Annotated in this window: 23 protein-coding genes and 1 pseudogene; 14 read left to right on the top strand and 10 right to left on the bottom strand. The window is 68.4% G+C overall.

Translation table 11 applies throughout. The features are described from left to right. Positions 1–59 precede the first annotated feature (59 nt). The 10 genes and pseudogenes from NWF24_RS28180 to NWF24_RS28135 form a co-directional block, all read left to right on the top strand. Positions 60–1,652: pseudogene (locus NWF24_RS28180) on the top strand (GMC family oxidoreductase); the annotation flags it as partial. Between the two features lie 79 nt (positions 1,653–1,731). Next, on the top strand, positions 1,732–2,541 hold the full coding sequence (locus NWF24_RS28175) for an SDR family NAD(P)-dependent oxidoreductase (protein WP_258351415.1): 810 nt from the start codon (positions 1,732–1,734) through the stop codon (positions 2,539–2,541). A gap of 18 nt (positions 2,542–2,559) precedes the next feature. Beyond that, positions 2,560–3,360, top strand: a complete 801-nt coding sequence (locus NWF24_RS28170) for a molybdenum cofactor biosynthesis F family protein (protein WP_258351414.1) — start codon at positions 2,560–2,562, stop codon at positions 3,358–3,360. A gap of 40 nt (positions 3,361–3,400) precedes the next feature. Beyond that, on the top strand, positions 3,401–3,790 hold the full coding sequence (locus NWF24_RS28165; RefSeq protein WP_093178263.1) for a nuclear transport factor 2 family protein: 390 nt from the start codon (positions 3,401–3,403) through the stop codon (positions 3,788–3,790). Between the two features lie 49 nt (positions 3,791–3,839). Then, the gene (locus NWF24_RS28160) at positions 3,840–5,342 is read left to right on the top strand and encodes an aldehyde dehydrogenase family protein (RefSeq protein ID WP_258351413.1); all 1,503 of its coding nucleotides are present in this window, start codon (positions 3,840–3,842) and stop codon (positions 5,340–5,342) included. A 38-nt stretch (positions 5,343–5,380) separates the two neighbouring features. After that, positions 5,381–6,649 (top strand): ABC transporter substrate-binding protein, encoded by a 1,269-nt coding sequence (locus NWF24_RS28155; RefSeq protein ID WP_375338422.1) that lies wholly within the window; start codon positions 5,381–5,383, stop codon positions 6,647–6,649. A 12-nt stretch (positions 6,650–6,661) separates the two neighbouring features. After that, the gene (locus NWF24_RS28150) at positions 6,662–7,531 is read left to right on the top strand and encodes a branched-chain amino acid ABC transporter permease (RefSeq protein WP_093178267.1); all 870 of its coding nucleotides are present in this window, start codon (positions 6,662–6,664) and stop codon (positions 7,529–7,531) included. Further along, entirely contained in the window at positions 7,528–8,601 is a 1,074-nt protein-coding gene (locus NWF24_RS28145) for a branched-chain amino acid ABC transporter permease (RefSeq protein WP_309148846.1), read from the top strand. The genes NWF24_RS28150 and NWF24_RS28145 overlap by 4 nt, the downstream gene beginning before the upstream one ends. Continuing rightward, complete coding sequence (locus NWF24_RS28140; protein ID WP_258351412.1) at positions 8,598–9,305, top strand: ABC transporter ATP-binding protein; 708 nt, start codon at positions 8,598–8,600, stop codon at positions 9,303–9,305. Before NWF24_RS28145 ends, NWF24_RS28140 begins: the two co-directional genes overlap by 4 nt. Positions 9,306–9,312: 7 nt before the next feature. Next, positions 9,313–10,020: an ABC transporter ATP-binding protein gene (locus tag NWF24_RS28135; protein WP_258351411.1), complete on the top strand. Its 708-nt coding sequence runs from the start codon at positions 9,313–9,315 to the stop codon at positions 10,018–10,020. Positions 10,021–10,029: 9 nt separating this feature from the next. Here NWF24_RS28135 and NWF24_RS28130 read toward each other — a convergent pair whose 3' ends face one another. Then, positions 10,030–10,332, bottom strand: a complete 303-nt coding sequence (locus tag NWF24_RS28130) for a hypothetical protein (protein ID WP_258351410.1) — start codon at positions 10,330–10,332, stop codon at positions 10,030–10,032. 256 nt (positions 10,333–10,588) lie between these two features. Here NWF24_RS28130 and NWF24_RS28125 point away from each other — a divergent pair, with 256 nt between their 5' ends. Further along, positions 10,589–11,038 carry a hypothetical protein gene (locus tag NWF24_RS28125; protein WP_258351409.1) on the top strand — a complete coding sequence of 150 codons (450 nt, stop codon included), beginning with the start codon at positions 10,589–10,591 and terminating at the stop codon, positions 11,036–11,038. 161 nt (positions 11,039–11,199) lie between these two features. Here NWF24_RS28125 and NWF24_RS28120 read toward each other — a convergent pair whose 3' ends face one another. Both NWF24_RS28120 and NWF24_RS28115 read right to left on the bottom strand, forming a co-directional pair. Next, entirely contained in the window at positions 11,200–12,180 is a 981-nt protein-coding gene (locus NWF24_RS28120) for an AraC-like ligand-binding domain-containing protein (protein ID WP_258351408.1), read from the bottom strand. A gap of 131 nt (positions 12,181–12,311) precedes the next feature. Beyond that, positions 12,312–13,247, bottom strand: coding sequence for a LysR family transcriptional regulator (locus tag NWF24_RS28115; protein WP_258351407.1), 936 nt, complete (start codon positions 13,245–13,247; stop codon positions 12,312–12,314). An 80-nt stretch (positions 13,248–13,327) separates the two neighbouring features. Here NWF24_RS28115 and NWF24_RS28110 point away from each other — a divergent pair, with 80 nt between their 5' ends. Then, positions 13,328–14,047 (top strand): SDR family oxidoreductase, encoded by a 720-nt coding sequence (locus NWF24_RS28110; RefSeq protein WP_258351406.1) that lies wholly within the window; start codon positions 13,328–13,330, stop codon positions 14,045–14,047. Positions 14,048–14,063: 16 nt separating this feature from the next. Here the strand turns inward: NWF24_RS28110 and tcuC are convergent, their stop codons facing one another. The 4 genes from tcuC to NWF24_RS28090 form a co-directional block, all read right to left on the bottom strand. Then, complete coding sequence (gene tcuC / locus NWF24_RS28105) at positions 14,064–15,401, bottom strand: MFS transporter (RefSeq protein ID WP_258351405.1); 1,338 nt, start codon at positions 15,399–15,401, stop codon at positions 14,064–14,066. Between the two features lie 134 nt (positions 15,402–15,535). Next, on the bottom strand, positions 15,536–16,228 hold the full coding sequence (locus NWF24_RS28100) for a thioredoxin family protein (protein WP_258351404.1): 693 nt from the start codon (positions 16,226–16,228) through the stop codon (positions 15,536–15,538). A 94-nt stretch (positions 16,229–16,322) separates the two neighbouring features. Continuing rightward, entirely contained in the window at positions 16,323–18,551 is a 2,229-nt protein-coding gene (locus NWF24_RS28095) for a protein-disulfide reductase DsbD family protein (RefSeq protein ID WP_375338421.1), read from the bottom strand. Positions 18,552–18,594: 43 nt separating this feature from the next. Then, positions 18,595–19,368: an alanyl-tRNA editing protein gene (locus NWF24_RS28090; protein WP_258351403.1), complete on the bottom strand. Its 774-nt coding sequence runs from the start codon at positions 19,366–19,368 to the stop codon at positions 18,595–18,597. Positions 19,369–19,497: 129 nt separating this feature from the next. Here NWF24_RS28090 and NWF24_RS28085 point away from each other — a divergent pair, with 129 nt between their 5' ends. Continuing rightward, positions 19,498–20,871: a PQQ-dependent sugar dehydrogenase gene (locus NWF24_RS28085; RefSeq protein WP_258351402.1), complete on the top strand. Its 1,374-nt coding sequence runs from the start codon at positions 19,498–19,500 to the stop codon at positions 20,869–20,871. A 7-nt stretch (positions 20,872–20,878) separates the two neighbouring features. On the opposite strand, the gene NWF24_RS28080 is transcribed toward NWF24_RS28085, so the two are convergent. Further along, positions 20,879–21,448, bottom strand: coding sequence for a GNAT family N-acetyltransferase (locus NWF24_RS28080; protein WP_258351401.1), 570 nt, complete (start codon positions 21,446–21,448; stop codon positions 20,879–20,881). A gap of 18 nt (positions 21,449–21,466) precedes the next feature. Next, complete coding sequence (locus tag NWF24_RS28075; RefSeq protein ID WP_258351400.1) at positions 21,467–22,477, bottom strand: zinc-binding alcohol dehydrogenase family protein; 1,011 nt, start codon at positions 22,475–22,477, stop codon at positions 21,467–21,469. Between the two features lie 85 nt (positions 22,478–22,562). On the opposite strand from NWF24_RS28075, the gene NWF24_RS28070 reads away from it, so the two are divergent. Further along, on the top strand, positions 22,563–23,471 hold the full coding sequence (locus tag NWF24_RS28070; RefSeq protein WP_258351399.1) for a LysR family transcriptional regulator: 909 nt from the start codon (positions 22,563–22,565) through the stop codon (positions 23,469–23,471). Positions 23,472–23,742: 271 nt separating this feature from the next. On the opposite strand, the gene NWF24_RS28065 is transcribed toward NWF24_RS28070, so the two are convergent. Continuing rightward, positions 23,743–24,540: an SDR family oxidoreductase gene (locus NWF24_RS28065; protein WP_258351398.1), complete on the bottom strand. Its 798-nt coding sequence runs from the start codon at positions 24,538–24,540 to the stop codon at positions 23,743–23,745. Between the last annotated feature and the right edge of the window lie 63 nt (positions 24,541–24,603).

Raw genomic sequence — 24,603 nt, 5'->3', positions numbered from 1 at the left:
GTGATCCATGGCGCGCCGCAGCGCCGAGCATCCGGGCGGAACAACAACTCCGGACGAACATGGCGCAACAGGTTTTCGATTTCGTGGTGGTGGGGGCCGGCTCGGCGGGCTGCGTGCTCGCGCACCGGCTGGCGCTGGCGGGGCGCAGCGTGCTGCTGCTGGAGGCCGGCCCGCCCGACAACGACCGCTTCATCCACATGCCCGCCACCTTCGTGCGCGTGATCGGCACCGAGCGCACCTGGGCCTACGAGAGCGAGCCGCAACCCGCGGCGGGCGGCCGCAGGATGTTCGTGCCGCAGGGCCGCACGCTGGGCGGCGGCAGCTCGGTCAACGCCATGGTCTACATCCGGGGCACGCCGGCCGACTACGACGGCTGGCAGGCACAGGGCTGCGAAGGCTGGAGCTGGAGCGACGTGCTGCCGTGGTTCCGCAAGGCCGAGTCGAACGCGCGCTTCGCCTGCGAGCTGCACGGCACCAGCGGGCCGCTGAAGGTGAGCGACACGCGCTTCCGGCACCCGCTGAGCCTGGCTTTCCTGCGCGCGGCGCAGCAAAGCGGTCTGGCCTACAACGACGACTTCAACGGCGCCGACCAGGCCGGCGTGGGCTTCTACCAGACGACCACCTTCGAAGGCCGGCGCGCGAGCACCGCGGCCACCTACCTCGCGGCCGTGCGCGGCAACCCGAAGCTCACGGTGGTCACCGGCGCCCATGTGATGCGTGTGCTGACGCAGGACGGCGCCGCCACGGGCGTGGTCTACCGCACCGGCCAGGGCGGCACCGGCGAGGACATCGTGGCCACGGCAAGCCAGGAAGTGATCCTCTCGGCCGGCGCGCTGGCATCGCCCAAGCTGCTGATGCTGTCGGGCATCGGCCCCGGCGCGCAGCTGCAGGCGCTTGGCATTCCCGTGGCGCGTGACCTGCCCGGCGTGGGCGAGAACTTCCAGGACCACCTGGAGGTGTCGGTCTACGGCCGCACGCGCGAGCCGATCAGCCTGCTGGGCAACGACCGCGGCCTGGCCGCGCTGAAGCACGGCCTGCAATGGACGCTCTTCAACACCGGCCTTCTCACCTCCAACGTGGTCGAGAGCGGCGGCTTTGTCGACACCACCGGCGAAGGTCGGCCTGACCTGCAGTTCCACGTGCTGCCGGTGCTGGTGGGCGACGTCGACCGCGAGCCGCTGGCCGGCCACGGCATCTCGATCAACCCCTGTTTCCTGCGGCCCCGATCGCGCGGCAGCGTGCGGCTGCGCAGCGCCGACCCGATGGCACCGATCCTGTTCGACGGCGGCTACCTGCAGGCGCCGGAAGACGTCGCCACGCTGGTGCGCGGCGTGAAGCTGGCACGCCGCATCCTGCGCGCGCCGGCGCTGCGCGAGCTGGTGTCGGAGGAGCTCGCGCCGTCCGCCGCCGAGGACCTGGCCGACGATGCCATCGAGGCCTACGTGCGCCAGCGCGCCAAGACCGTCTACCACCCGAGCGGCACCTGCCGTATGGGCCGCGATGAGTTGGCCGTGGTCGATGCGCGCATGCGCGTGCACGGCGTGGCGAGGCTGCGCGTGTGCGACGCCTCGGTAATGCCATCGCTGGTCAGCGGCAACACCAACGCGCCCACGGTGATGCTGGCTGAGCGCTGCGCCGACTTCGCGCTGTCGGGCAACTAACTCTGCGCGTTCGGTCAATCGCCGATGCGCGCCGAAACCTAGAGTCGATCCCGACAAGGAGACAGAGCAAATGAGTTCCACGAGAGATTCCATGGCCGGCAAGGTCGCGTTCATTACGGGCGGCGGCACCGGCATCGGTGCGGCGGTCGCTGCGCAGTTCGCCGCGGCGGGCGGCCGTGTCGTGCTGATGGGGCGGCGCCTTGCGCAGCTCGAGGCCGTCGCTTCGAAGCTCGACGGCCTCGCGGTGGCAGGCGACGCCGCCAGCACAGAAGACGTGCGCCGGGCACTGACCCAGGCACGCGAGAAGTTCGGCCGTGTCGACGTGCTCGTCGCCAACGCGGGCGGCCACGGCGTGGGAGATGCGCTGTCCACCGACGACGCCTCGTGGGCGCTCTCGACGCGCCTGAACCTCGACACCGCCTTCGTCTGCGCACGCGAACTGCTGCCCGAGCTGATCGAGCGGCGCGGCAACATCGTCGTGCTGTCTTCCCTCGCAGGCCACTTCGCAGGGCCGGGCGTGGTCGGCTACGTGACGATGAAGCATGCGCTCATCGGCCTGGTGCGTTCGCTGGCGCGTGACTACGGCAGGCAGGGCGTGCGCGTGAACGCGGTGTGCCCGGGCTGGGTGCGCACCGAGATGGCCGACGAACAGATGCAGGTGCTCGTCGACAAGTACCGCCTGGCCGGCACCGATGCGGCCTACGACCTCGTCACGCGCGACGTGCCCATGGGCCGCGCCGCCAGCCCCGGGGACGTGGCGAATGCCGTGATGTTCCTCGCCTCGCCGCTGGCCGCGATGGTCACCGGCAGCTCGCTGATGGTCGATGGCGGCGCCTGCGCCGTGGACCTTCCCACCATCGCCTTTGCGCACGACGCCTGAGCAAGGAACAACGACGCCATGAGCACAGACACCACCAAGCCTGCCGACTGGAAGACCTACGACCAGTTCGCACTCGGCATTGCCACCAACCGCCTGCCGCCCACCGACGCGCTTGCGGGCCGGACGCTGGTGCTGGCCCTGCCCGACTTCCGCCTCACATTGAAGCCGCGCACGCAGCACACGATCGACTGGCAGGAAGAGGGGGCACGCGGCGGGCAGGCGCAGGGCGACTGGTACGAGGCCATCGAGGTCGCGCCAGACACCTTCTTCCTCGATATCACGCAGGCCGGCCGGCCCACCGAGGCACTGACCGTGGTGCTCAACACGCGCACGCGCCGCGTGCTCGCCATCCGCTGCCGCATCGTCGGTGCCGAGGAGGCCGCCGGCCAGCCGCGTGTGCCGCAGGACTTCTGGGTCGGCACGCTCGAGGGCGGTGATGCCACCGGCCTTGTCCCGCACGCCACGCGCGACCTCATCGGCCTGCGCACCTGGCAGACCTACAGCCCCAACCACACCTACGAGCACACCTACCTGAGCTCGGAGCGCTACGCCTGGCAGTGCCTGGTCGGCGTGCAGCGCGGCCACGGGGACGTCGACCTGGCGAGCTACTGGAAGTTCGACGACGAGCAGTACGTCTTCACCTTCCGCGAGTTCCTGATTCCGGTGGCGTCGGTGTTCTTCTTCGACTTTGCGCGCGGCCGCTCGACCGGCAAGTTCCTCGGCGTCACCGGTGCCGGCGAAGTCGCCAACAACCCCGCGGGCGCCTTCATGCGCAAGGCCTCGCAGACCGTCTATCCGCCCGAGTTCGGGCCGGTCTGATTCCTTCCATTTTTTGCTGTCACACCAGGAGCTTCACTTCATGCGCACGCCCCACCAGATCGTTGCCGATCACTACGCCGCCTCCGACCGGCAGGACCTCGACGCCATGTTCGCCGACGTGTCCGACGACGTGCAGTGGACCGAGATGGCCGGCTTTCCCTGCGCCGGCACGCACGTCGGCCCGGCGCAGGTGATCGAGAAGGTCTTCAAGGCGCTGGGCGCCGAGTGGGAGGGCTACCGCTTCGTGCTGGAGCGGCTGGTCGACGGCGGCGACACCGTGGTCGGCATCGGCGACTACCACGGCCGCAACCGCGCCACCGGCAAGACCATGCACGCGCGCGTCACCCATGTGTGGCAGGTGCAGGGCGGCAAGGTGCGGCGCTTCGAGCAGTTCACAGACACGCTGCTCGTGGCGCGCGCCATGCAGTGACAGCACTTTCTTCTTTCTCTTCTTCAACGCATCGCCCCGGAGCCCCTTCATGAATCTGCGAGACCTGTCGATCGAACACCTCGGCCAGGTGGGCCTGCTGGCACAGCGCCGGCGTGGCAACCACATCGACGGCCGCGAGGCGCCCCCCGCCAGCGGCAGCTACCTCCCGGTGGTCGACCCCGCCACCGAGATGACCGTGGCCGAGGCACCCGACAGCGACGCGGCTGACGTGAACACCGCCGTCGCCAGCGCGCGCCGCACTTTCGAGAGCGCCGCATGGAGGTCGCTGCGCCCTGCCGACCGCGAGCGCATGCTCTACACGCTGTCGACGCTGATCGAAGCGCACGCCGACGAACTCAGTGCGCTCGAGACGCTGCAAAGCGGCAAGCTGCGCGGCATCGCCCGCATGGTCGACGTGGGCGCGGGCGCCGAGTTTGTGCGCTACATGGCGGGCTGGGCCACCAAGCTCGAAGGCCAGACGCTGGACAACTCCATCGGTATTCCGGGTCCGCAGTGGGTGACCTACACGCGGCGCGAACCGGTCGGCGTGGTGGGCGCGATCGTGCCGTGGAACTTCCCGCTGGCCATCGCGCTGTGGAAGGTCGCGCCCGCGCTCGCGGCAGGCTGCACCGTGGTGCTCAAGCCTTCGGAAGAAACACCGCTCACCGCGCTGCGGCTGGCCGAACTGGCCATCGAGGCGGGCTTTCCGCCGGGCGCGCTCAACGTGGTGTGCGGGCGTGGCGCTACGGCCGGCGCGGCGCTCGCGCAGCATCCGGACATCCGCAAGATCAGCTTCACCGGATCGACCGGCGTGGGCCGGCAGATCGGCCATGCCGCCGTCGACAACATGGCGCGCTTCACGCTGGAGCTGGGCGGCAAGTCGCCGCTGATCGTGCTCGACGACGCCGACCCGGCCGCGGCGGCGCAGGGTGCGGCCAACGGCATCTTCTTCCACCAGGGGCAGGTGTGCACCGCGGGCTCGCGCGTGTATGTGCAGCGCGGCATCTTCGACAAGGTGGTGGCGCAACTGGCGCAGGCGGCCGAGGGGCTGCACATCGGCTCGGGCTTCGACCCGCAGGCGCAGTTCGGCCCGCTCGTCTCCAGGCGCCACATGGACCGCGTGATGGCGCACATCGACGGTGCGGTGGCCGAGGGCGCGACGCTGGTCACCGGCGGTAGCCGAGCCTTCGATGGCGGCTGCTTCGTGAAGCCCACCGTGTTCGTCGACGCGAAGCCCTCGATGCGCATCGTGCGCGAGGAGGTGTTCGGCCCGGTCGCGACGGTCGTGCCCTTCGACGACGTGGAAGACGCGATCCGCATGGCCAACGACAGCGCCTACGGCCTGGCCGCCAGCGTGTGGTCGAACAGCCTCTCGGCCGTGCACCGCATCGTGCCGCGCCTGCAGGCGGGTGTGGTCTGGGTCAACGCGCACAACGTGCTCGACAACGCACTGCCGCTGGGCGGCGTGAAGCAGTCGGGCTACGGGCGCGACCTGGGGCGTGCGGCGGTCGAGAGCTTCACCGAGCTCAAGAGCGTGTGCATGGCGGTGTAGCCGCCGGGTTTCGATCACCAGAAAAGGAGACATCCATCATGAAGAAGATCCAGAAGAAGATTGCGCTGTCCTTCGCGGTCGGCGCCATGGGTATCGCGGGTGCGGGCGGTGCATGGGCACAGTCGGGCCCCGACTGCGGCCTCAACACCGGCAAGCCCGCAACGGGCGAGCCCATTCCCATCGGCGCGGTGGTCGGCAAGACCGGCCCCGACGACTTCAGCGCCTCGGGCCAGGCGGCGGCCGCGTACTTCAAGTGCGTGAACGCCAACGGCGGCATCAACGGCCGCCCGGTCGACTACGTCGTGGTCGACGACCAGTGGAACCCGGAAACCGCCGCGCAGGTCGCCTCCAAGCTCGTGAAGGACCGCAAGGTGGTGGCGCTCGCGGGCAGCACCAGCTTCGTGGAGTGCGGCGCCAACGCCAAGATGTACGCCGACGAGGGCGTGATGGTCATCGCCGGCACCGGCGTGCCGCGCGAGTGCTTCAACGCGCGCAACTACGTGCCGGTGAACGCGGGGCCGCGCGTGTCGGCCACCATCGCCGCCATGTACGCCGCGCAGAAGTACAAGTCGAAGAAGATGGTCTGCATCATTCCGAACATCCCCAGCCTGGGCAACTGGGCCTGCGAGGGGCCGAAGGAGTGGGGCAGGAAGAACGGCGTGGAGGTCGAGACCATCGCCATCGACCCCGGCTCGGCCGACGCCACCTCCACCATGCTGCAGGCGGCCGCGAAGAAGCCCGACACCATCATCATGAACGTGCCCAAGGGCATCCTGGTGCCGATGCTGGCGGCCGCCGAGCAGCAGAACATCGGCAAGAAGATCCACTTCGTGTCGTCCGCGCCGGCCTACAACACCGACGTGCCCAAGGCCATCGGGCCCTACTGGAAGGGCAACTTCGACGTCAACCTCGAATTCAACCCGCTCGAATCGGCAGGCCCCGACAACAAGAACTGGCTTGCGGTGATGGACAAGTACGGCGCGAAGAGCGATCCGCGCGACACCTTCTCGCAAGGCGGCTACGTGGCAGCGCGCATCGTGACGCAGGCGCTGCTGAAGATGGACCCGAAGAAGATCGACCGTGCAGGCGTGACCGATGCGCTGCGCAAGGTGAGCGACTTCAGGAGCGACATCCTGTGCAAGCCCTTCTACGTGGGCAACGGCAACCGCCACAACGCCAACAACAGCGGCCCGGTCGCCAGCCCCGACGGCAACGGCTGGCGCTTCGCCCCCGGCGGCTGCCTGACGGCGGACGACCCGGAGCTGGTCGACATCCGCGCCGACGAGCAGAAGATGGGCCTGAAGTAAGCGCGCCCGGCCATGGACGAATACCTGCCTTTCGTCATCTCGGGCCTGGGCCTGGGCGCGGTGTATGCGCTCTCCGGCGTGGGGCTGGTGGTGCTCTACCGCTCGTCGGGCGTGCTGAACTTCGCCTTCGGTGCCATCGGCGCGATCGGCGCCTACGTGGCCTGGTCGATGCTCGAGGCGGACTGGCCGCAGGGGCTGGCGTGGTGCGCGGCCATCGTCACTTCGATGCTGCTGTCGCTGGCCTACGGACGGCTGCTGGCGCCGCGGCTGTCGCACCGCGATCCGACCATCCGCAGCATCGCGACGCTGGGCTTCGCGCTGGTGGTGGTGGGCTTCACCGAGTGGTACTGGGGCGAACAGCCGCGCCGGCTGGTGCTGCCTACCGACGCGGGCGCCATCGACTTCGTGCTGGGCGAGGTCGAGGTGCGGCTTACCCATACCCGCGCCCTGGGGCTCGCGCTGGCCGTGCTGATGATGGGCGGCGTGGGCCTGCTGCTGTCGAAGACGCGCGTGGGCCTGAAGATGCGCGCGCTGGCCAACGACCGCGACCTGAGCGCGCTGCTCGGCATCCGCGTGCTGGGCGTCGACACAGTGGCCTGGGTGCTCAGCGGAGCCTTCGCCGGCGTGTGCGGCCTGCTGCTCGCGAACATCGTGCGGCTGCAGGCCACGCTGCTGACCTTCCTGGTGATTCCGGCCTTTGCCGCCGCCATCATCGGCCGCCTGCACTCGCTGCCGGCCACGGTGGCGGGCGGCATCGCCATCGGCGTACTGGAGGCGCTGGCGATCACCGTGCCGGGCTTCGCAGCGTTCCGCACTGCCACGCCGTTTCTGATCGCGCTGGCGATGATCGTGTTCTATCGCACCGGGACGCGGCAGGCATGAGCGCCTCTTCGACCATCGTCGGGGCTGTGCCGGCGCACGACGTGCAGGGGCCGCCGGCTTCGCTCGCGCAAGCATCGCGCCGCGCGCGCATCTCGCTGGCGGTGATGGTGGGCTGCGTGCTGCTCATCGGCCTCGTTGTACCGTGGCTGGCCAATGCCTACTGGATCAAGACGCTGACCTCCTCGCTCGCGCTGTCGATCGCGGCGGCCGGCGTGGCGCTGCTCTACGGGCAGCTGGGGCTGGTATCGCTGTGCCAGTACGCGCTGCTCGGCGTGGGCGGCTGGATCGCATTGCGCGCGGGGCACGGGCTGGGCTGGCCCTTCGAGCTGTCGGTGCTCGTGGGCGGGTTGCTGTCGTGCGTGGTGGGCATGCTCGCGGGGCTGCCGGCGCTGCGGCTCAAGGGGCTGTACCTGGCGCTCGTCACGATGATGATGGCGGGCGGCTTCCAGGTGCTCATCAACGTCACGGGTTTTCCCGACGGCGGCGCGGGATGGCTGGGCCGCGTGTTCGGCAGCGAGCGGCTGATGATGCCCCGGCCCGCGCTGGCGCTGTCCGACGCGGCGTACTTCCGCTACGTGGCCGTGTGGCTGGCGGCGGTGCTGGCGTTGATCGAGCTTCACCGACGCACGCGCGCCGGGCGCTCGTGGGCGCTGATCCGGCGCGGCGAGGCGGCGGCCGTGGCGGCCGGCGTCAACATCCTGCGCTACCAGACCTGGGCCTTCGGCCTCGCGGGCTTCTGCGCCGGCGTGGCGGGCGCATTGCTTGCGGGCGGCGTGGGGCAGCTCGACGGGCGCGCCTTCACCGCGGGCGACTCGGTGATGCTGTTCGCGCTCACGGTGGTGGGAGGGGCCTACAACTGGGCGGGCGCGCTGATTGCCGGCTTGCTGCTTCGCGCGGTGCCGGCGCTGCTGACGGACTTCGGGGTGAATGGCTATCTGGCGATGATCTTCTTCGGCGTCGCGTTGCTGCATGCCCTCATCACCGCGCCCAGCGGCATCGCCGGACAACTGGCCGGCGCCTTCGCAGCAGTGCGCCAGCGGCTGTCTGGCGGCAAGGATGCCGCGCCATGATCCGCATCAGCGATCTCACCGTCGCCTTCGGCGGTGTCAAGGCCATCGACGCGCTGAGCGCCGAACTCGATGCGCCGGTGTGCGGCCTCATCGGCCCCAACGGCGCGGGCAAGACCACGCTGGTCAACGTGCTCAGCGGCCTCGTGCTGCCGCGCGGCGGCACCGTCGCGGTGGACGGCGCTGACCTGCTGGGCCTGAAGCCCATCGAGCGCGTGCGCTTCGGCCTGCGCCGGTCGTTCCAGACCGAGCAGGTGGTGGAGGACCTCAGTGTGTGGGACAACGTGCGCGCCCTGCTCGACCACGTGCCGCATGCGCGCAGCGATGCGGTGGCGCAGGTCGCGCGCGCGCTGGCGCACACCGGCCTGCTCGATGCGGCAACGGTGCCGGGCCATCGGCTCAACCTGTTCCAGCGCCGCATGCTGGAGATCGCCAAGTCGCTGGTCGGCGCGCCCAAGCTGCTCCTGCTCGACGAACCCGGCGCGGGCCTCACCGAACAGGAGGCCGGCGCGCTGCGCCGCGTGATCGGCTCGGTGCACGCTTTCTGCGGCGCGCAGGTGCTGCTGATCGACCATGACGTAGACCTGATCGCGGCCACCTGCACGCAGACCCTGGTGCTCGATTTCGGCCGCCGACTCGCGCTCGGCCCGACGCGCCAGGTGCTCGACGACCCGGCCGTGCGCAAGGCCTACCTCGGAACGGAGTGACAAGCACATGCTGAGCGTGAACGATCTGCGCCTGCAGCGCGGCGGCAAGGCCGTGCTGCACGGCATCGACCTGCAGGTGCCTCCCGGCGAAGTGACGGCGCTGCTGGGTGCGAACGGCGCGGGCAAGTCGAGCACGGTGATGGCCATCGGCGGCGTGCTGCCGATTGCGGGCGGACGCATCGAGGTCGAGGGCCATGCGCTGCACGGCCAGCGGCCCGAGCGCGTGCGTGCGCTCGGCGTGGCGGTGGTGCCTGAGGGCCACCGCGTGCTGGGCGATCTCTCGGTGCTCGACAACCTGCGTGCCGCCGCTACCGCGTTGCCCGCTGCGCGCGTGGCCGATGCGGTGGAGCAGGTGCTCGCGGTGTTTCCGGAATTGCGCGTGAAGCTCGCGCTGCCCGCGCGTTCGCTCTCGGGCGGCCAGAAGCAGATGGTCTGCATCGCGCAGGCGCTGATCGGCAAGCCGCGCTACCTGGCCATCGACGAGCTCTCGCTGGGGCTCGCGCCCACGGTGGTCAAGCGGCTGGTGGAGGTGGTGCAACAGGTCGCGCGCGAAGGCGTGGGCGTGCTGCTGATCGAACAGTTCACCACGGTGGCGCTCGCGGTGTCGAGCCGCGCCTATGTGCTGGAGCGTGGTCGCATGGCCTTCGCGGGCTCGTCGGAGGAGCTGAGAAGCCGGCCGGAGATACTGCACAGCAGCTATCTCGCGGCGGCCTGAAGGGTCGCCTTACTTCGGCGTGCCGCTCGGCTTGGGCAGGCTGTGGGGCTTGGCCTCGCGCGCCTCGGCGCGGGCTTCACCGGCCTTCTCCGTCTTGCTGGCCGTCGGTACGGCGGAACCTTCGCCGCGCGCGGTGCCGCCGTCCTTGATGCGCACCGCGCCGGGTTGCTTGCTGTTCTTCTTCGCTTCGGCGGCGGCCTGCGGCTTGCTGTCGAAGTCGGCCTCGGCTTCCGCGCTGTGGGCGTGCGGCTGTTGCGCGAAGGCGGTGGAGAAGAATGCGAGGGCGCCGAGGGCGAGCAGGGTGCGTTTCATGTAGAGGTCCTTTCTGTGTTGGGATAGCCATGTGATGCGGACGTTTCCTCAAGGGAGCGCATCGGTGATCCACTCTAGAAAGACCAACTGCCCATCGGACTACGCGGCGATTACGGTTTTGTCATGGCGCATGAAGGGTGCAGGTTGGACAGCTTCTTCGTTTGTCCTGTACTGCTCCTCGAAAAAAATTCGCGATGTCAATTCGGCAGCGACATAGCTACCATGCTTAACAAGGAAAAATTGACGGAGGAAAAAGATGAACGAGCTGTTGAGTAATCTCACCAATGTGGGTTGGTGGGGATCGGTAGTGGTGGTCGGAATATTGGTGAATTTCCTGAGCCAATTTCTCTATCCACGCTTGGCAGTGCTCCCGGTCAAGGGCCTTGGCCTTATTCGTAGCCGGAGCGCGAAGCGTCGAGCGAGATTCGAAGAACGGGTCGCAGCATTAAAGGCGAATCCGCAGCGTCTCCCCATTGTCATTGCTACCGAACATCGCCTCTACTTTGTAGCTTCCTTGGTTATGGGGTGTGCCATCTTTATCTTGTTGGTGCTTGCTGTATTGCCCGCCTTGCGAAGCACGCTGCCTCTTTGGTTGCAAACGTGTTTCTTCTTCATGTCGTCTCTGTTGTTCGTCGGTGGAACGCAGATTGCAGATAAGGGATTTGAGACGGGCCGAGTTGTTGGCGATGCGACTCGGGACTGGTGACGTAGATGGTGCGATGACTGCAGCATCTACGATCATCCTTGCAATCGGCTAGTTGGCTGATCGCTGCGACTCAAGTGAAGCCGCATCGTTCAATTCATCTGATGCTTGCCTTGCACGGGAATGGCAGGAACTCGATCGAGCGGGGAAAACTAGGATCAGACCTAGTGTGTGAGTGCGGGTGAAGGAGCCTTTTCCGCCCCGCGCCGCTGGAACTCGCGCGGCGACACGCCGTATTGCGCCTTGAACACTCGGCAGAAATGCGCACTGCTGTTGAAGCCCCAGGCAAAGGCAATCTCCGACACCGACGTGCGACCGCCCGCCGCGTTGCGCAGCGCCTCGCTGCAGCGCTCGAGCCGCATCTGCCAGATGAAGCGGTCGAGCGTCTGCTCCTCGTCCTCGAACACGCGGTGCAGGTAGCGTTTGGAGCAACGCAGCTGCTGCGCGATGAGGTCGAGCGACAGGGTCGGGTCCGCGAGGTGCGCGTGCACGAACTGTTTCACGCGCACCTTCAGCACGCCAGGCACCGGGTGCGCGCCGAACTGCTCGTCGGAGTGAGTGGCCAGCGTGGAGGCCAGCAGGCCCAGCACCGTGTCGCTGACCGAGCGGCCGACTGCGTTGGGCAGCGAGGGCAGCTGGTCGGCCAGCGAGGTGAGGAACGAGCCGAGCACCGCGTAGAGCCCCTGCATGGCCGGCGTGTGCGCCTCGCAGGTGTGCAGGTCGGGGATCTTCATGCCCTTGAACTGCTGGCGCGGGATGGTGATGGCCAGCAGGCGCGAGCGCTCGGGGTTGGTGATGGCGTAGGGCACGCGTGGGTCGTACAGGCTCCAGTCGCCGGGGTGCAGGTGGAACTCGCGGTCGCGCTGCGAGATGTGGCCGTGGCCTTCGAGCTGCAGCACCAGCTTGTAGTGCTCGTCGAGCGCGATCTCGCTGCGCATGTCGGGCCGCGCCACGCGGTGCGAGGGCGCCTCGATCATGAACATGCCCAGCGGGCCGAGTTCGTAGGCGTCCATGCGCGCGTCGAAGGTGCCTGTGTCCAGGCACTGCACGTTCAGCGCGCCGAAGTAGGTGGTGTTGATCCGGCCCCAGCAGGCCTGCCGGTCGGCGGGGTGTTCGAGCAGCGTGCTGAAATGGTGTGCGTTCATGCCGTGGGTTCCGTGGAGGGCGCCCGGAAGCGCTTCCGCAGGATAGGCACGCGGGGGCGCGACATCATCGGTGTTTCCACCCGGGACACCGTGGATGCTGCGCTCCCGGTCAACGTACGGTGCGCGCTGGATCAACACACGGGCTTCTCGCCGAACACCTCGGCCATGAGGCCGATCAGCCACTGCAGGCCTGGATCGCCGTCGCGCGCCGCCGCCCACAGCAGCGACACTTCGTAGGCCGGTGTTTCGAAAGGCAACGGGCTCACGGCCAGCCCGAGCGCGTCGCGCCACGTGGCGGCGGCGAAGGTGGGTACGGTGGTGATGGCGGGCATCTGCCGCACGATGAAAGGGCTGGTCGCGAAGTTGCGGCTGGAGAACACGACCTGGCGCGCATGCCCCTGCTCGCGCAGCAGATCGTCGACGAGCCCGCTCAGGTCGGCGCTGAACGAGGTCAGCAGGTGCGGGTGGTGCAGGTATTCCTGGAGCGTGATCCGCTTGCCGCGTGTCTTCACGAGCGCGGCGTTGTAGACGCAGACGAAGTGCCAGCCGAACAGCGCGCGCTGCCGGTGCCATGCGGCGCACTCGATGAACACGCCCACCGCCAGTTCGATCTCGGCCGCGTCGAGCATGCCGGGCGCGTTGGTGCGGTCGGCCGCGCGCGCGACGAGCCGCACGCCCGGCGCCTGTTCGGAAAGCCGCTGCATGAGCTGCGGCATCAGCGCCACCTCGAGCGCATCGCTCAGGCCGATGCGGAACACGCGCTCGGCCGTGGCGGGGTCGAACGCCGGCTGTGCATGCAGCGCCTGCTGCAGCGACAGCAGCAGCGGCTCGATGACGCGCGCGAGTTCGAGCGCGCGCGGCGTCGGCGTCATGCCGTGCGAGGTGCGCACGAACAGCTCGTCGCCCAGGGCCGCGCGCAGGCGCTTGAGCGCGCCGCTCAGGGCCGGCTGGCCAATGAACAGGCGCTGCGCCGCACGCGTGACGCTGCGTTCGTGCAGCAGCGCGTGGAACACCAGCAGCAGGTTCAGGTCGAGCCGCCTGAAATCACTTTCGTTGATGTATTCCATGGTTTCAAACGATTTGAATGATAGGGCGCCGCTCCCTAACCTGAAGGCACTTTCTTCATCAGGCATTCAAAGGAGTCGACATGGCTTTGGAACAACAGACAGTGGTGGTGGTCGGCGGCTCGTCGGGCGTGGGGCTCGAAACCGTGCGGCGCCTTGCGGCAACCGGTGCCCGCGTGATCGCGACTGGGCGCGACAGCGGCAAGCTGCAGGAAGCGATCGGCGGCTTGGGCAAGAACGTGAGCGGCGCGGCCTTCGACGCCTGCGATCGCGGTGCGCTCGATGCTTTCTTCGAGAAGACCGGGCCCGTCGATCACCTGGTGCTCACGCTCAGCGGCGGCGAGGGCGCGGGCGAATTCGCGCAGCTCGATCTTCAGTCGCTGCGCCGCGGCTTCGAGGCCAAGTTCTGGCCGCAGCTCGAAGCGGCGCAAGCCGGCGCGCGCGTGCTGCGCAAGGGCGGCAGCCTGACCTTCGTGACGGCGATTTCCGCGCGCAATTCGCTGCCCGGCACAGCGGGGCTGGCCGCGATCAACGGCGCGCTCGAAGCGATGGTGGGCAGCCTGGCGCGCGAGCTGAAGCCGAGCCGGGTGAATGCCGTGTCACCCGGCCTCATCGACACGCCCTGGTGGAACCGCGTGCCCACCGCGATGAAGGACGACCTGTTCCGCCAGCAGGTCGAGACGCTGCCCGTCGGCCGCGTGGGGCAGCCGCAGGACGTGGCGCATGCCATCCAGTTCCTGATCGAGAACGGCTACACCACGGGCACGGTGATCGAGTGCGACGGCGGCTTGCGGCTGGTGTGAAGGAGAAGACGGGGGTTCAGACCGCCGGCACGCGCCGTGCGTCCGCCGGACTCACGTTGCGCCGGTAGAGCACCAGCGTCGCGATCAGCCCGCAGATCGCGGCCGCCGTCATCCACAGGCCCGGCGCGCCCTTGTCGCCTGTCATCTCGATCAGCCCGGTTGCAATGGCCGGCGTGAAGCCGCCGAACAGCGCCGTCGCCAGGCTGTAGGCCAGCGAGAACCCGGCGGTGCGCACGTTCACCGGCATCACTTCGGTGAGGGCCACGACCATCGCGCCGTTGTAGCTCGCATAGAGGAACGACAGCCACAGCTCCACTTCGAGCATGCGCGCGAAGCTCGGCGCGCCCACCAGCCACTTGAGCGACGGATATGCCGTGAGGATGGTCAGCACCGTGAACAGAATCAGCAGCGGCTTGCGGCCCACGCGGTCCGACAGCGAGCCCATGATCGGCAGCCAGATGAAGTTGGAGATGGCCACGCACAGCGTGACGATCAGCGCGTCGGTGGTGCTCAGGTGCAGCACGGCCTTGCCGAAGGTGGGCGTGTAGACGGTGATCAGGTAGAACGACACCGTGGTCATCGACACCAGCATCATCCCGGCGACCACGAGGCCCCAGTTTGCGACCATCGACTGGAAGATCTCGCGCGCGTCGGGGCGGTGCTTGCGCGCCATGAACTCTTCGGTTTCCTGCAGCGAGCGGCGGATGATGAACAGCACTGGCACGATCAGGCAGCCCACGAAGAAGGGAATGCGCCAGTAGAAGTCGCCGATTTCCTGCGACGTGAAGGTCACGTTGAGCCAGTAGCCGAGCGCGGCCGCGACGACGATGGCTACCTGCTGGCTGGCCGACTGCCAGCTCACGTAGAAGCCCTTGTGGCCCGGCGTCGCCATTTCCGACAGGTACACCGACACGCCGCCCAGTTCCACCCCGGCCGAGAAGCCCTGCAGCAACCGGCCGATCAGCACCAGCAGCGGCGCGGCCAGGCCGATGGTGGCGTACGACGGCACGCACGCGATGAGCAGCGTGCCCACGGCCATCAGCGCGAGCGTGACGATCAGCCCCTTGCGGCGACCGACGCGGTCGACGTACGCGCCGAGAAAGATCGCGCCCAGCGGCCGCATCAGGAAGCCCGCGCCGAAGGTCATGAAGGTCAGCATCAGCGAGGCGAATTCGTTGCCCGCGGGGAAGAACGCCTTCGAGATCTGCGTGGCATAGAAGCCGAACAGGAAGAAGTCGAACATCTCCATGAAGTTGCCGCCCGTCACGCGCAGGACGGTGGCGACCTTGGAGGACGAGGCAGTGGAGGCGTGGGCGGCCGTGCCCGATTGCGCAGCGTTGGGCGCAGGATTCATCTAGTTGTCCCCTAGGGCTGTATTGGCGATGTGCTCGCCCTAGGGTAGGCCGGACTCCCCGACCGCTACCTGACTGCGCAGGTCAGGTAGCTGTCACGCGCGCATTGCGTTACGTTGTGTCGCGCGGACGGACTTCAGGTTTTGTACTTGATCGAACAGCCGTAGGGCCGCGTCGTTGCGGCCGATATCGGCTTGCCGCCGAAGGCCTCGCCCAGCGCCTGGTTCACGTAGTTGGTGGCGGTCTTGATGTCGTCCGACCGCGCCGAGGCGATGCTGTCGATGCCGCCCGCGTACACCAGCGTGCCCTTGGGGTCGATGATGAAGATGTGCGGCGTGGTGCGCGCGCCGTAGACCTGGCCGATCAGGCCGTCTTCGTCCATCAGCACGGCGGTGGGCGCGCCTTTTTGAGACTTCATCCACGCGTCGAGCGCATCGGGCTTCAGGTAGTCGGTGGCGGCGCGCTCGGTGGAATTGATGGCCAGCCACACCACGCCCTTGTCGGTCGCGGCCTTCTGCGTGGCGGGCATGTTGCCGCTGCCGTAGTGCTTGCGCACGAAGGGGCAGCCGGGGTTGGTCCATTCGAGCACCACGAATTTGCCGGCGAAATCCGAAAGCTTGTGCTTGGCGCCGCTGGTGTCCACGGCAACGAAATCGGGCGCCTGCTGGCCCACGGCGGGGGCCGCAGCGGCATTGCTGCCCATCAGGAAAGTGGCGCCGAGCGCTACGGCGGCTGCGACTACGGCACGGCGGGAAGCCCGGCTCAGGGCGGCGCGGGCATGACGCGCGGCACGACGGGAACGCGAGTCTGTGGATGGCGAAAGAGACATGGCCAGCTTGAACTCCAAAACAAAATTCCAAACAACAACTGCAGCTTAGAACGGTTTCTTCAAGTGCATGTGACAACCCATGTCACGGCGGTGGTCAAAGCGCGGCGAGCGCGGCGCGGACCTCGTCTTTACCGAGGATTTCGGTCAGCACGACCGGCGGCTTGCCCGGCGCCTGCAGCACGTACACCGGCACGCCGCTGCGGCCCAGCGCGGTGAGCGCGGCGGTGATGGCGGGGTCGCGCCGGGTCCAGTCGGCGCGCAGCATGGCGACCTTCTTGGCGTCGAAGTCGGCCAGCACTTGCGTGTCGGCCAGGGTGCTCTTCTTGTTGTACTGGCAGGTCACGCACCAGGCGGCGGTGAAGTCGATGAACACCGGCTGGCCGGCGCCCGACAGCTCGGCCACGCGCTCGGCGGACCACGGCTGCCAGCGCTGGCCGGCGGTGCCCTGGGCAGATGCAAGCTTGGCCGGCTCCACCACCTGCAACACATTGCGGCCGATGGTGGCGGTGAGCACGGCGGTGAAGCCGATCAGCACCGTCGCGATCACGACCCGCGTGCGCCCGCGCAGCGTGAACGCCCAGACGATGGCGGCCAGGCACACCAGCAGCGCGAGCAGCGTGCCCGCGCCGTCGATGCCGCTTTGCTGGCCCAGCACCCACACCAGCCACGCGACGGTAGCGAACATCGGGAAAGCGAGCAGGCGGCGCAGCGTGTGCATCCACGGGCCGGGCTTGGGCAGCAGGTGCGCGACGGCGGGCACGAAGCCGGCCAGCAGATAAGGCAGCGCCAGCCCGAAGCCCAGCGCAACGAACAGCAGCAGCGCCTGGGCGGCCGGCAGGCCGATGGCGAAACCCATCGACGCGCCCATGAACGGCGCGGAGCAGGGCGAGGCGATGACCACGGCGAGCACGCCGGAGAGGAAATCGTTGGCCAGCGGATGCTTGGCCTGCGCGCTGCACACTGACGAAGGTGCGGCCCGGCCGAACTCGAACACGCCCACGAGGTTGAGCCCGATCAGCGTGAACAGCGCCGCCAGCGCCGCCACCACGCCCGGCGACTGCAGTTGGAAGCCCCAGCCCAGCCCGGCGCCGGCCGCGCGCAGCGCGAGCATGCCGCCGCCCAGCGCGAGGAAGGACAGTATCACGCCCCCCGTGTAGGCCAGTCCGGCCTTGCGGTGCGCGCTGGCGTTGCCCGCCTGCCGCGCGAAGCCCAGCACCTTGATCGCGAGGATCGGGAACACGCAGGGCATGAGGTTGAGCAGCAGGCCGCCGAGCAGGGCGCCAAGCAGCGCGGCCATGAAAGTGGTCGAGGACGGGGCGGGCAGCTCGGTGGGCGAGGTTGCCGCGTTGGCTGCATTGGCGGTGAGCGCGGCCTGCAGCGCCGGCGACACCTCGGCGCGCGGCGCGGCGCCCGCCGGCCAAGAGCCCGTGACCGGTGCCTCGGCGCGCCAGGCCACCGGCTGGCCCGCTTGCCGGTCGGCCTCGGGCAGCGCCACCACCAACGGCATCACCGTGGGGCTGGCGCTGCGCTGGTCGGCCAGCGGCATCGTGGCGGTCCAGGTGCCGCCTTGCCAGGATTGGGTCCAGTCCTTGCCGGAGACGGCCGCGGTGCGGATCACCTCGGGAGTCTCGGGGAAGAAGCCCAGCGTCTTGCCCTGCACGGCGGCCGGCAGGCCTTCGAGCCGCACCTTCAGATTGTGGCCGTCGACTTCGACGGCACCGGGCTTGGCCAGCGGCTGAGGCTGGGCCGCTGCGGCGGCGTCGAACTCGGCCTTGTGCAGCGCGGTCGAACCCTGCAGCGGCAGGGGCAGCGTGAACGTGCCTTCTTCGGGAATGCATTCCTTGCGGCAGACCAGCCAGGAGGCCTTGAGCTGGATGTCCATCGCCGGCGTGCCGCCCAGCGCCACCGGCGGCTTGTAGAGCGTGGACACCTCCAGCGGCACCGGCAGCAGCACGGTGTTTTCGTAGCCGTAGTTGGCGAGGCTGCCGACCGGGATCTTCTTCGGCACGGGCCAGGCGATTTCGCCGGTGGACACGCCGGCTGGCAGCGTCCACGTCATTTCGGTGGGCAGGCCCGAATCGCCGGCGTTCTTCCAATAGGTGTGCCACTCGGGCTGGTGCGTGATCTGCAGGCCGACCCACACCGGGGCGCCGGGCGTCACGCCGTCGGGGGCGTGTGCGATCAGTTCGGCGCGTACGTGGGGAGTGGTTACAACCGCGCCCGGCTTGGATGGCAGGCTGGCCGTCGATTGCGCCGCAGCCGGCATGCTGGCTGCGGCGGTTGCTATCAGAAGCGTAGCGAAATGGATGCGCGAAAAGATCATGCCGTCAGTCGGAGCATTCGATGGGGGCGAAGTTCCGGCCGTTTCAGGCGGCCAAAGCAGTTGCTGGGGCCCAGCCCAGCACCACGCGCCGGCTGTTGGCGCTCTTCTTCTCGATCTTGGTGACCACTACCGCCCCGATTTCGGAAGTGTTTGCAACATGCGTGCCGCCGCATGGCTGGAAGTCGATCTGCGCGTCGCCTGCGCCCGTTCCGCCGATGCGGATGGTGCGCACCGTGCCTGTGCCGCGCGGCGGCTGCACGCTCATGCTCTTGACCAGCGCGGGGTTGGCGTCGAGTTCTTCGTCGGTGATGGCGCCCACGATCAGCGGGTGGGCGGCTTCGACCAGCCTGGCGAGGCCGGCGGTCAGCGCTTCCTTGTCCAGCGGGTCGGTCATGTGAAAGTCGAGCCGTGCGTACTCGGGGGTGATGGAGCAGCCGTTCACCGGCTGCGGCACCAGATGGCACAGGAGATGGGTGGCGGTGTGGAAGCGCATGAGCCGGTGGCGGCGCTCCCAGTCGAGGCGGGCGGTGACGGTGTCGCCGGGCTTCAGCGCGGCCAGCAGGTCGGCTTGCTCGGGGGCCGGCACGTGGACGAATTCATTGGTCGGCAGGCCCTCCGCATCCTTGGCCTTGCGGGTGTCGGCAATGACCAGCTCGCGCCCGTCGGCCAGGGCCAGCACGCCGCTGTCTCCAGCCTGCCCGCCGCCCAGTGGATAGAACACGGTGCGGTCCAGCACGATGCCGGTGTCGTCGATGCGCAGCACGCGGGCTTCGCAGGTGCGCAGGTAGGCGTCGGCACGGAACAGGTCGTCGGTCATCCGGCGATGGTAGCGGCGATGCGCAAATGAGGTGCGCCCACGCCAGAAAGCGCCCACGACCGACAACCCCCGGGCCGCCCGCCTGTGGATGATCCGGTGCATGCGGCCCCGGCCGCGCAAGGACCACGCATGAATGAACCGCAGCAAGCACCCACCCGCACAACGTTTCCCTGGCAGACGACCGCCCTGGCGCTGGCCGCCGCGCTGCTCGTCGCCGGCTGCGGCGAGGCCGCCAAGCTGGCGCCCGAGCTGACCACCGGCCCCCGCCCGCAGCTGGCCGAGCCGAACAAGACCCTGATTCCCACCGTCAACGTGGCTCCCGCGGTCGGCTGGACCGACACCGCCTCGCCCACTCCGGCAGAAGGCCTGCAGGTGACGGCGCTGGCTCGCGGGCTCGACCATCCGCGCTGGGTCTACACCCTGCCCAACGGCGACATCCTCGTGGCCGAGAGCAACAAGCCGCCCAAGCCCGGCGGCGGCGCCACCGATGGCGGTGACGGCCTCGTCGCCAGGATCCGCAACTGGGTCATGGGCAAGGTCATGGGCCGCGCCGGCGCTGGCGTGCCCAGCGCCAATCGCATCACCCTGCTGCGCGACGCCAACGGCGACGGCCTCGCCGAGGTCAGGCAGGTGTTCATGACCAACCTGATGTCGCCCTACGGCATGGCGCTGGTCGGCAACGAACTCTTCATCGCCAATGCCGATGCGCTGGTGAAGGTGCCGTACACCGAGGGCCAGACCTCCATCAGCGCCAACCCCACGCTGGTGACACCGCTGCCCGCCGGCATCAACCATCACTGGACCAAGAACGTGATTGCCAATGCCGACGGCAGCAAGCTCTATGTGACGGTCGGCTCCAACAGCAACATCGGCGAGAACGGCCTCGCGGCCGAAGAAGGCCGCGCCGCCATCTGGGAAGTCGACACGAAGACCGGCGAGAAGCGCCTGTTCGCCAGCGGCCTGCGCAACCCCAACGGCATGGGCTGGGACCCGGACACCAAGGCGCTGTGGACCGTGGTGAACGAGCGCGACGAGATCGGCAGCGACCTCGTGCCCGACTACCTCACCTCGGTGAAAGACGGCGCCTTCTACGGCTGGCCCTGGAGCTACTACGGCGGCATCGTCGATGCGCGCGTGACGCCGCAGAACCCCGAGATGGCGGCCAAGGCCATCGCGCCCGACTACGCGCTGGGTTCGCACGTCGCGCCGCTGGGCCTGGCGTTCTCGCGCGCGGGCGGCATGCCCGAGCAGTTCGCCAGCGGCGTCTTCATCGGCGAGCACGGCTCGTGGAACCGCAAGCCCAAGTCGGGCTACAAGGTGGTGTTCGTGCCCTTCATCGGCGGCAAGCCGAGCGGACCGCCGGTCGATGTGCTGACGGGCTTTTTGACGGCCGACGAAAAGGCGCAGGGTCGTCCGGTGGGCGTGGCGCTCGACAAGGGCGGCGCGCTGATCGTGGCGGACGACGTGGGCAACGCCGTGTGGCGCGTGTCGAAGGTGAAGTAGCGCTTTTTCAGCGCTGCGGCTTGGCGATGCGGTAGAGCTTGTGCCGGCGTAGCGGGTGGCCTTCGGGTACCAGCGGATGATCGAAGGCGCCGGCCACGTCTTCCTTCATGCCGATGCGTTCCATCACCGCTGCCGAGCGGGTGTTGTTCCACGCAGTGAACGCGACGACCTCGTCCAGCGCCAACTGATCGAACCCAACCTGGATGGCGCCGCGAGCAGCTTCGCTCGCAAACCCCTGGCCCCACCACTTGCGAGCGAAGCGCCAGCCGATCTCGACGCACGGCGAGAACGGCAGGTCGGCCAGCGGCGAGTTCAGCCCGGTAAAGCCCATGAACTCGCCGGACGCCTTGTGCTCCACGGCCCAGAAGCCCCAGCCGTTCTCGGCAATGCGCGTCTTGATGCGCTCGACCAGCGCGTCGCTGTCGGCCCGCGTGTGCAGCGGCAGCAGAAATTCCATCACCTGCGGGTCGCAGGCCAGCGCAAAAAATGGCGCGAGATCGCTCTCGCGCCATTGGCGCATCCGCAGGCGCTCGGTTTCGAATTCGATGAGATGAGGATGGGCAGCGTTATCGGTCATGCGACCGATTGTGCTGACTCAGAACCCCGCCAGCACCACCTTGCCCTGCGCCTTGCCGCTCTCGATGAGCGCATGCGCACGCTTCAGGTTTGCCGCATTGATGGTGCCGAAGCTCGCGTTCGCCGTCGTGCGGATGCGGCCCGCGTCGACCAGCGCGGCCACCTCGGCCAGCAGCGCGCCCTGCTCGGCGATGTCCGGCGTCTCGAAGCGCGAGCGCGTGAACATCATTTCCCAGTGCAGCGAGATGCACTTGGTCTTCAGCGGCATCGCGTCGAACACCTTCATGTCGTCGATCACCGCCAGCTGGCCCTGGGGCTTGAGGCTTTCGATGATCTGCGCGTAGTGCTGCTCGGTCTGCGTGAGGCTGGCGACCATGTCGACTTCGCCGATGCCGGCGGCCTTGAGTTCGGCCGCGAGCGGCTTCGAGTGGTCGATGACCACGTGTGCGCCCAACTCCAGGCACCATGCGCGGGTTTCGGCGCGCGAGGCGGTGGCGACGATGCGCAGCTTGGTGAGCTGGCGCGCCAGCTGGATGAGGATGGAGCCGACTCCGCCCGCGCCACCGGTGATCAGCAGCGTCTGGCCCTCGCCGCTATCCTTCGGCACCTGCAGGCGATCGAACAGCAGCTCGTAAGCGGTGATGGTGGTCAGCGGCAGCGCGGCGGCCTGTGCGTCGTCGAGGCTCTTCGGCGCGAGGGCGGCAATGCGCTCGTCCACCGCGTGCAGCTCGGCATTCGCGCCCGGCCGGGTGATCGAGCCCGCGTAGTACACGCGGTCGCCCACCTTGAAGTTCTTCACGCCGCTGCCGATGGCCTCGACCGTGCCGACGGCGTCCCAGCCCAGCACCTTGGCCTGGCCGGCCTCGGGCGCGGCGTTCTTGCGGACCTTGGTGTCCACCGGGTTGACCGACACCGCCTTCACGCGCACCAGCAGGTCGCGGGGGCCCGCCACGGGGGCGGGCAGCTCGATGTCCTGCAGCGATTCGGGGTTGTCGATGGGGAGGGGCTGGTAATAGCCGACGGCTTTCATGACGGGAACCTTTCAGTAACGATGCTCCGAATGTAGGATCGCAAGACCGGTTTGATAAGGTGGCTCAAACCAGCAACACTTTCAAATGAAGATTGAAAATCTCTCCGACCTGCAGGTGCTGGTGCACACGGCGCGCGGCGGCACGCTCACGGCGGCAGCGCATGCGCTGGGCATCACGCCCGCGGCCGCCAGCGCCACGCTCAAGAGGCTGGAGGCCCAACTCGGCGCGCGCCTGTTCGAGCGCTCCACCCGTGCCATGCGCCTCACGCCGCAGGGCCAGACGCTGCTCGACTACGCGGTGCGCGCCTTCGAGCTGCTGGACGAGGGCGAATCACTGGTCACGGCCGACCGCGGCGAGCTGGTCGGCACGCTGCGCGTGGCCTCGCCGTCCGACCTCACGCGCAGCACGCTGCTGCCGTGGTTCGACGAATTCCTGGCGCTGCACCCCGGTGTGCAGCTGTCGCTGTCGGTGGGCGACCGTCCGCTGGACGTGATGCGAGACGAGGTCGACGTGGCGCTGCGCTACGGCGCGCTGGCCGATTCGCGGCTGGTGGCGCGGCCCTTTGCCCTGACCAACCCGGTGCTCACCGCCTCGCCCGATTACCTGCGCCGTCATCCTGCGCCGAAGGTGCCGCAAGACCTGGTGCATCACAACTGCCTGACCTTCAATCGCTCGGGGCGGCGGCATCGCGTGTGGCGGTTTGCGCAGAACGGGCAGTGGACCGAGGTGCGGGTGAATGGCAACCGCAGCGTGGACGATGCCTCGCTGGCGCGTGAATGGGCTGTGGCGGGGTATGGCGTGACGCTCAAGTCGGCGCTTGATGTGCGGAACGACATTCGCGAAGGCCGGCTGGTGCGGCTGCTGCCTGATTGGGAGACCGAGCCTTATCCGCTGCACGCGTTGCTGCCGAGTGGGCGCTTTGTGCCGGCGCGGGTAAGGGCGTTTGTTGATTTTCTTGGGTTGAAGTTTGAGGGGTTGTTGGCGGTGGGGTGAGGTTTTTTCCCGGGGCCGGGACTCGCCCCGGCGGGCGACCTACTTTTCTTTGCTTCGCCAAAGAAAAGTAGGCAAAAGAAAGGCGACCCCACTGTCTGCGACCCCTTCGCGTAGCGAAGGGGCAACCTGCGGTGCTCGCGTTTCGCGGGGTCTCGCCCAAACTCGCTTCGCTCAGACAAGGGCGAGCCCTGATCCGCGAAACGCTGCGCTCCTCGGCGCAGCCAGAGGGGAGGGGAGACGGAACGGGCCTTTGCTTCGCTCGGCCCTAGCCTTAGATCATTGGGGTGACGGCGCCGTCCATTGCCACTATGGCGCCGGTCACGTAGCTTGCCTTTGGCGATGCCAGGAATACCACCGTGTTGGCGATTTCCTCCGGGGTCGCGATGCGGCCGAGTGGCAGTCTTGCCTTGGCGCGCTCCAGTGCTTCGTCGGTGCCGATGCCTTGCAGCTTCGCGTCGGCCTTCATGCCTTCCTGCAGCCGCTCGGTCAGTGTGAGTCCTGGGTTCACTGCGTTCACGCGCACGCCTTTGCCGGCGTAGGCGGCGGCCATGCCGGCGCTCACCAGCATCAGCGCCGCATTGGCTGCGCCGCCGGCCATGTGCACGGGGCTCGCGACCTTGCCGCCCTGGCCGATCACGTTGACGATGGCGCCGCAGCCGCGCTGGCCCATGCGCTTGACGGCCGGGTCGATCATGTGGATGTAGGTGAAGTACTTCGCGTCCATCGCGTCGTGCCATGACGCGGCGGTCAGATCGTCGGGCGGGGTGCGGCGCGCGGCGCCGGCCGAATTGACTAGCACGTCGACCGCACCGAAGGCCTTCTCTGCCGCATCGAGCGCGGCCACGGCGCTGGCCGGGTCCTTGAGGTCGGCCGCATGCACGGAGACCCGGCCTTCGGCCTGCGCGAAGGCCCCGATCAGCGTCTTGCGGCCCTGCTCCAGGTTGGCGAGGTCGCGCGACACGAGGCTCACGCGCGCGCCTTCGCGCAAAAAGCCCAGCGCGCAGGCCAGGCCGATGCCCTTGCTGCCGCCGGTGATGAGTACGTGCTGGTCCTGGAGCTGGAGGTCCATGAAAGAGTCCTTGCCGTGATGAGTGGTGTGAGGCGGCGATTGAAGCACCGCCGCGAAACCCCT

It is taken from the genome of Variovorax paradoxus (assembly GCF_024734665.1).
Classification (GTDB): domain Bacteria; phylum Pseudomonadota; class Gammaproteobacteria; order Burkholderiales; family Burkholderiaceae_C; genus Variovorax.
Note: the sequence above shows the minus strand (reverse complement) of the source record. Positions and strands in the feature narration are given on the sequence as shown.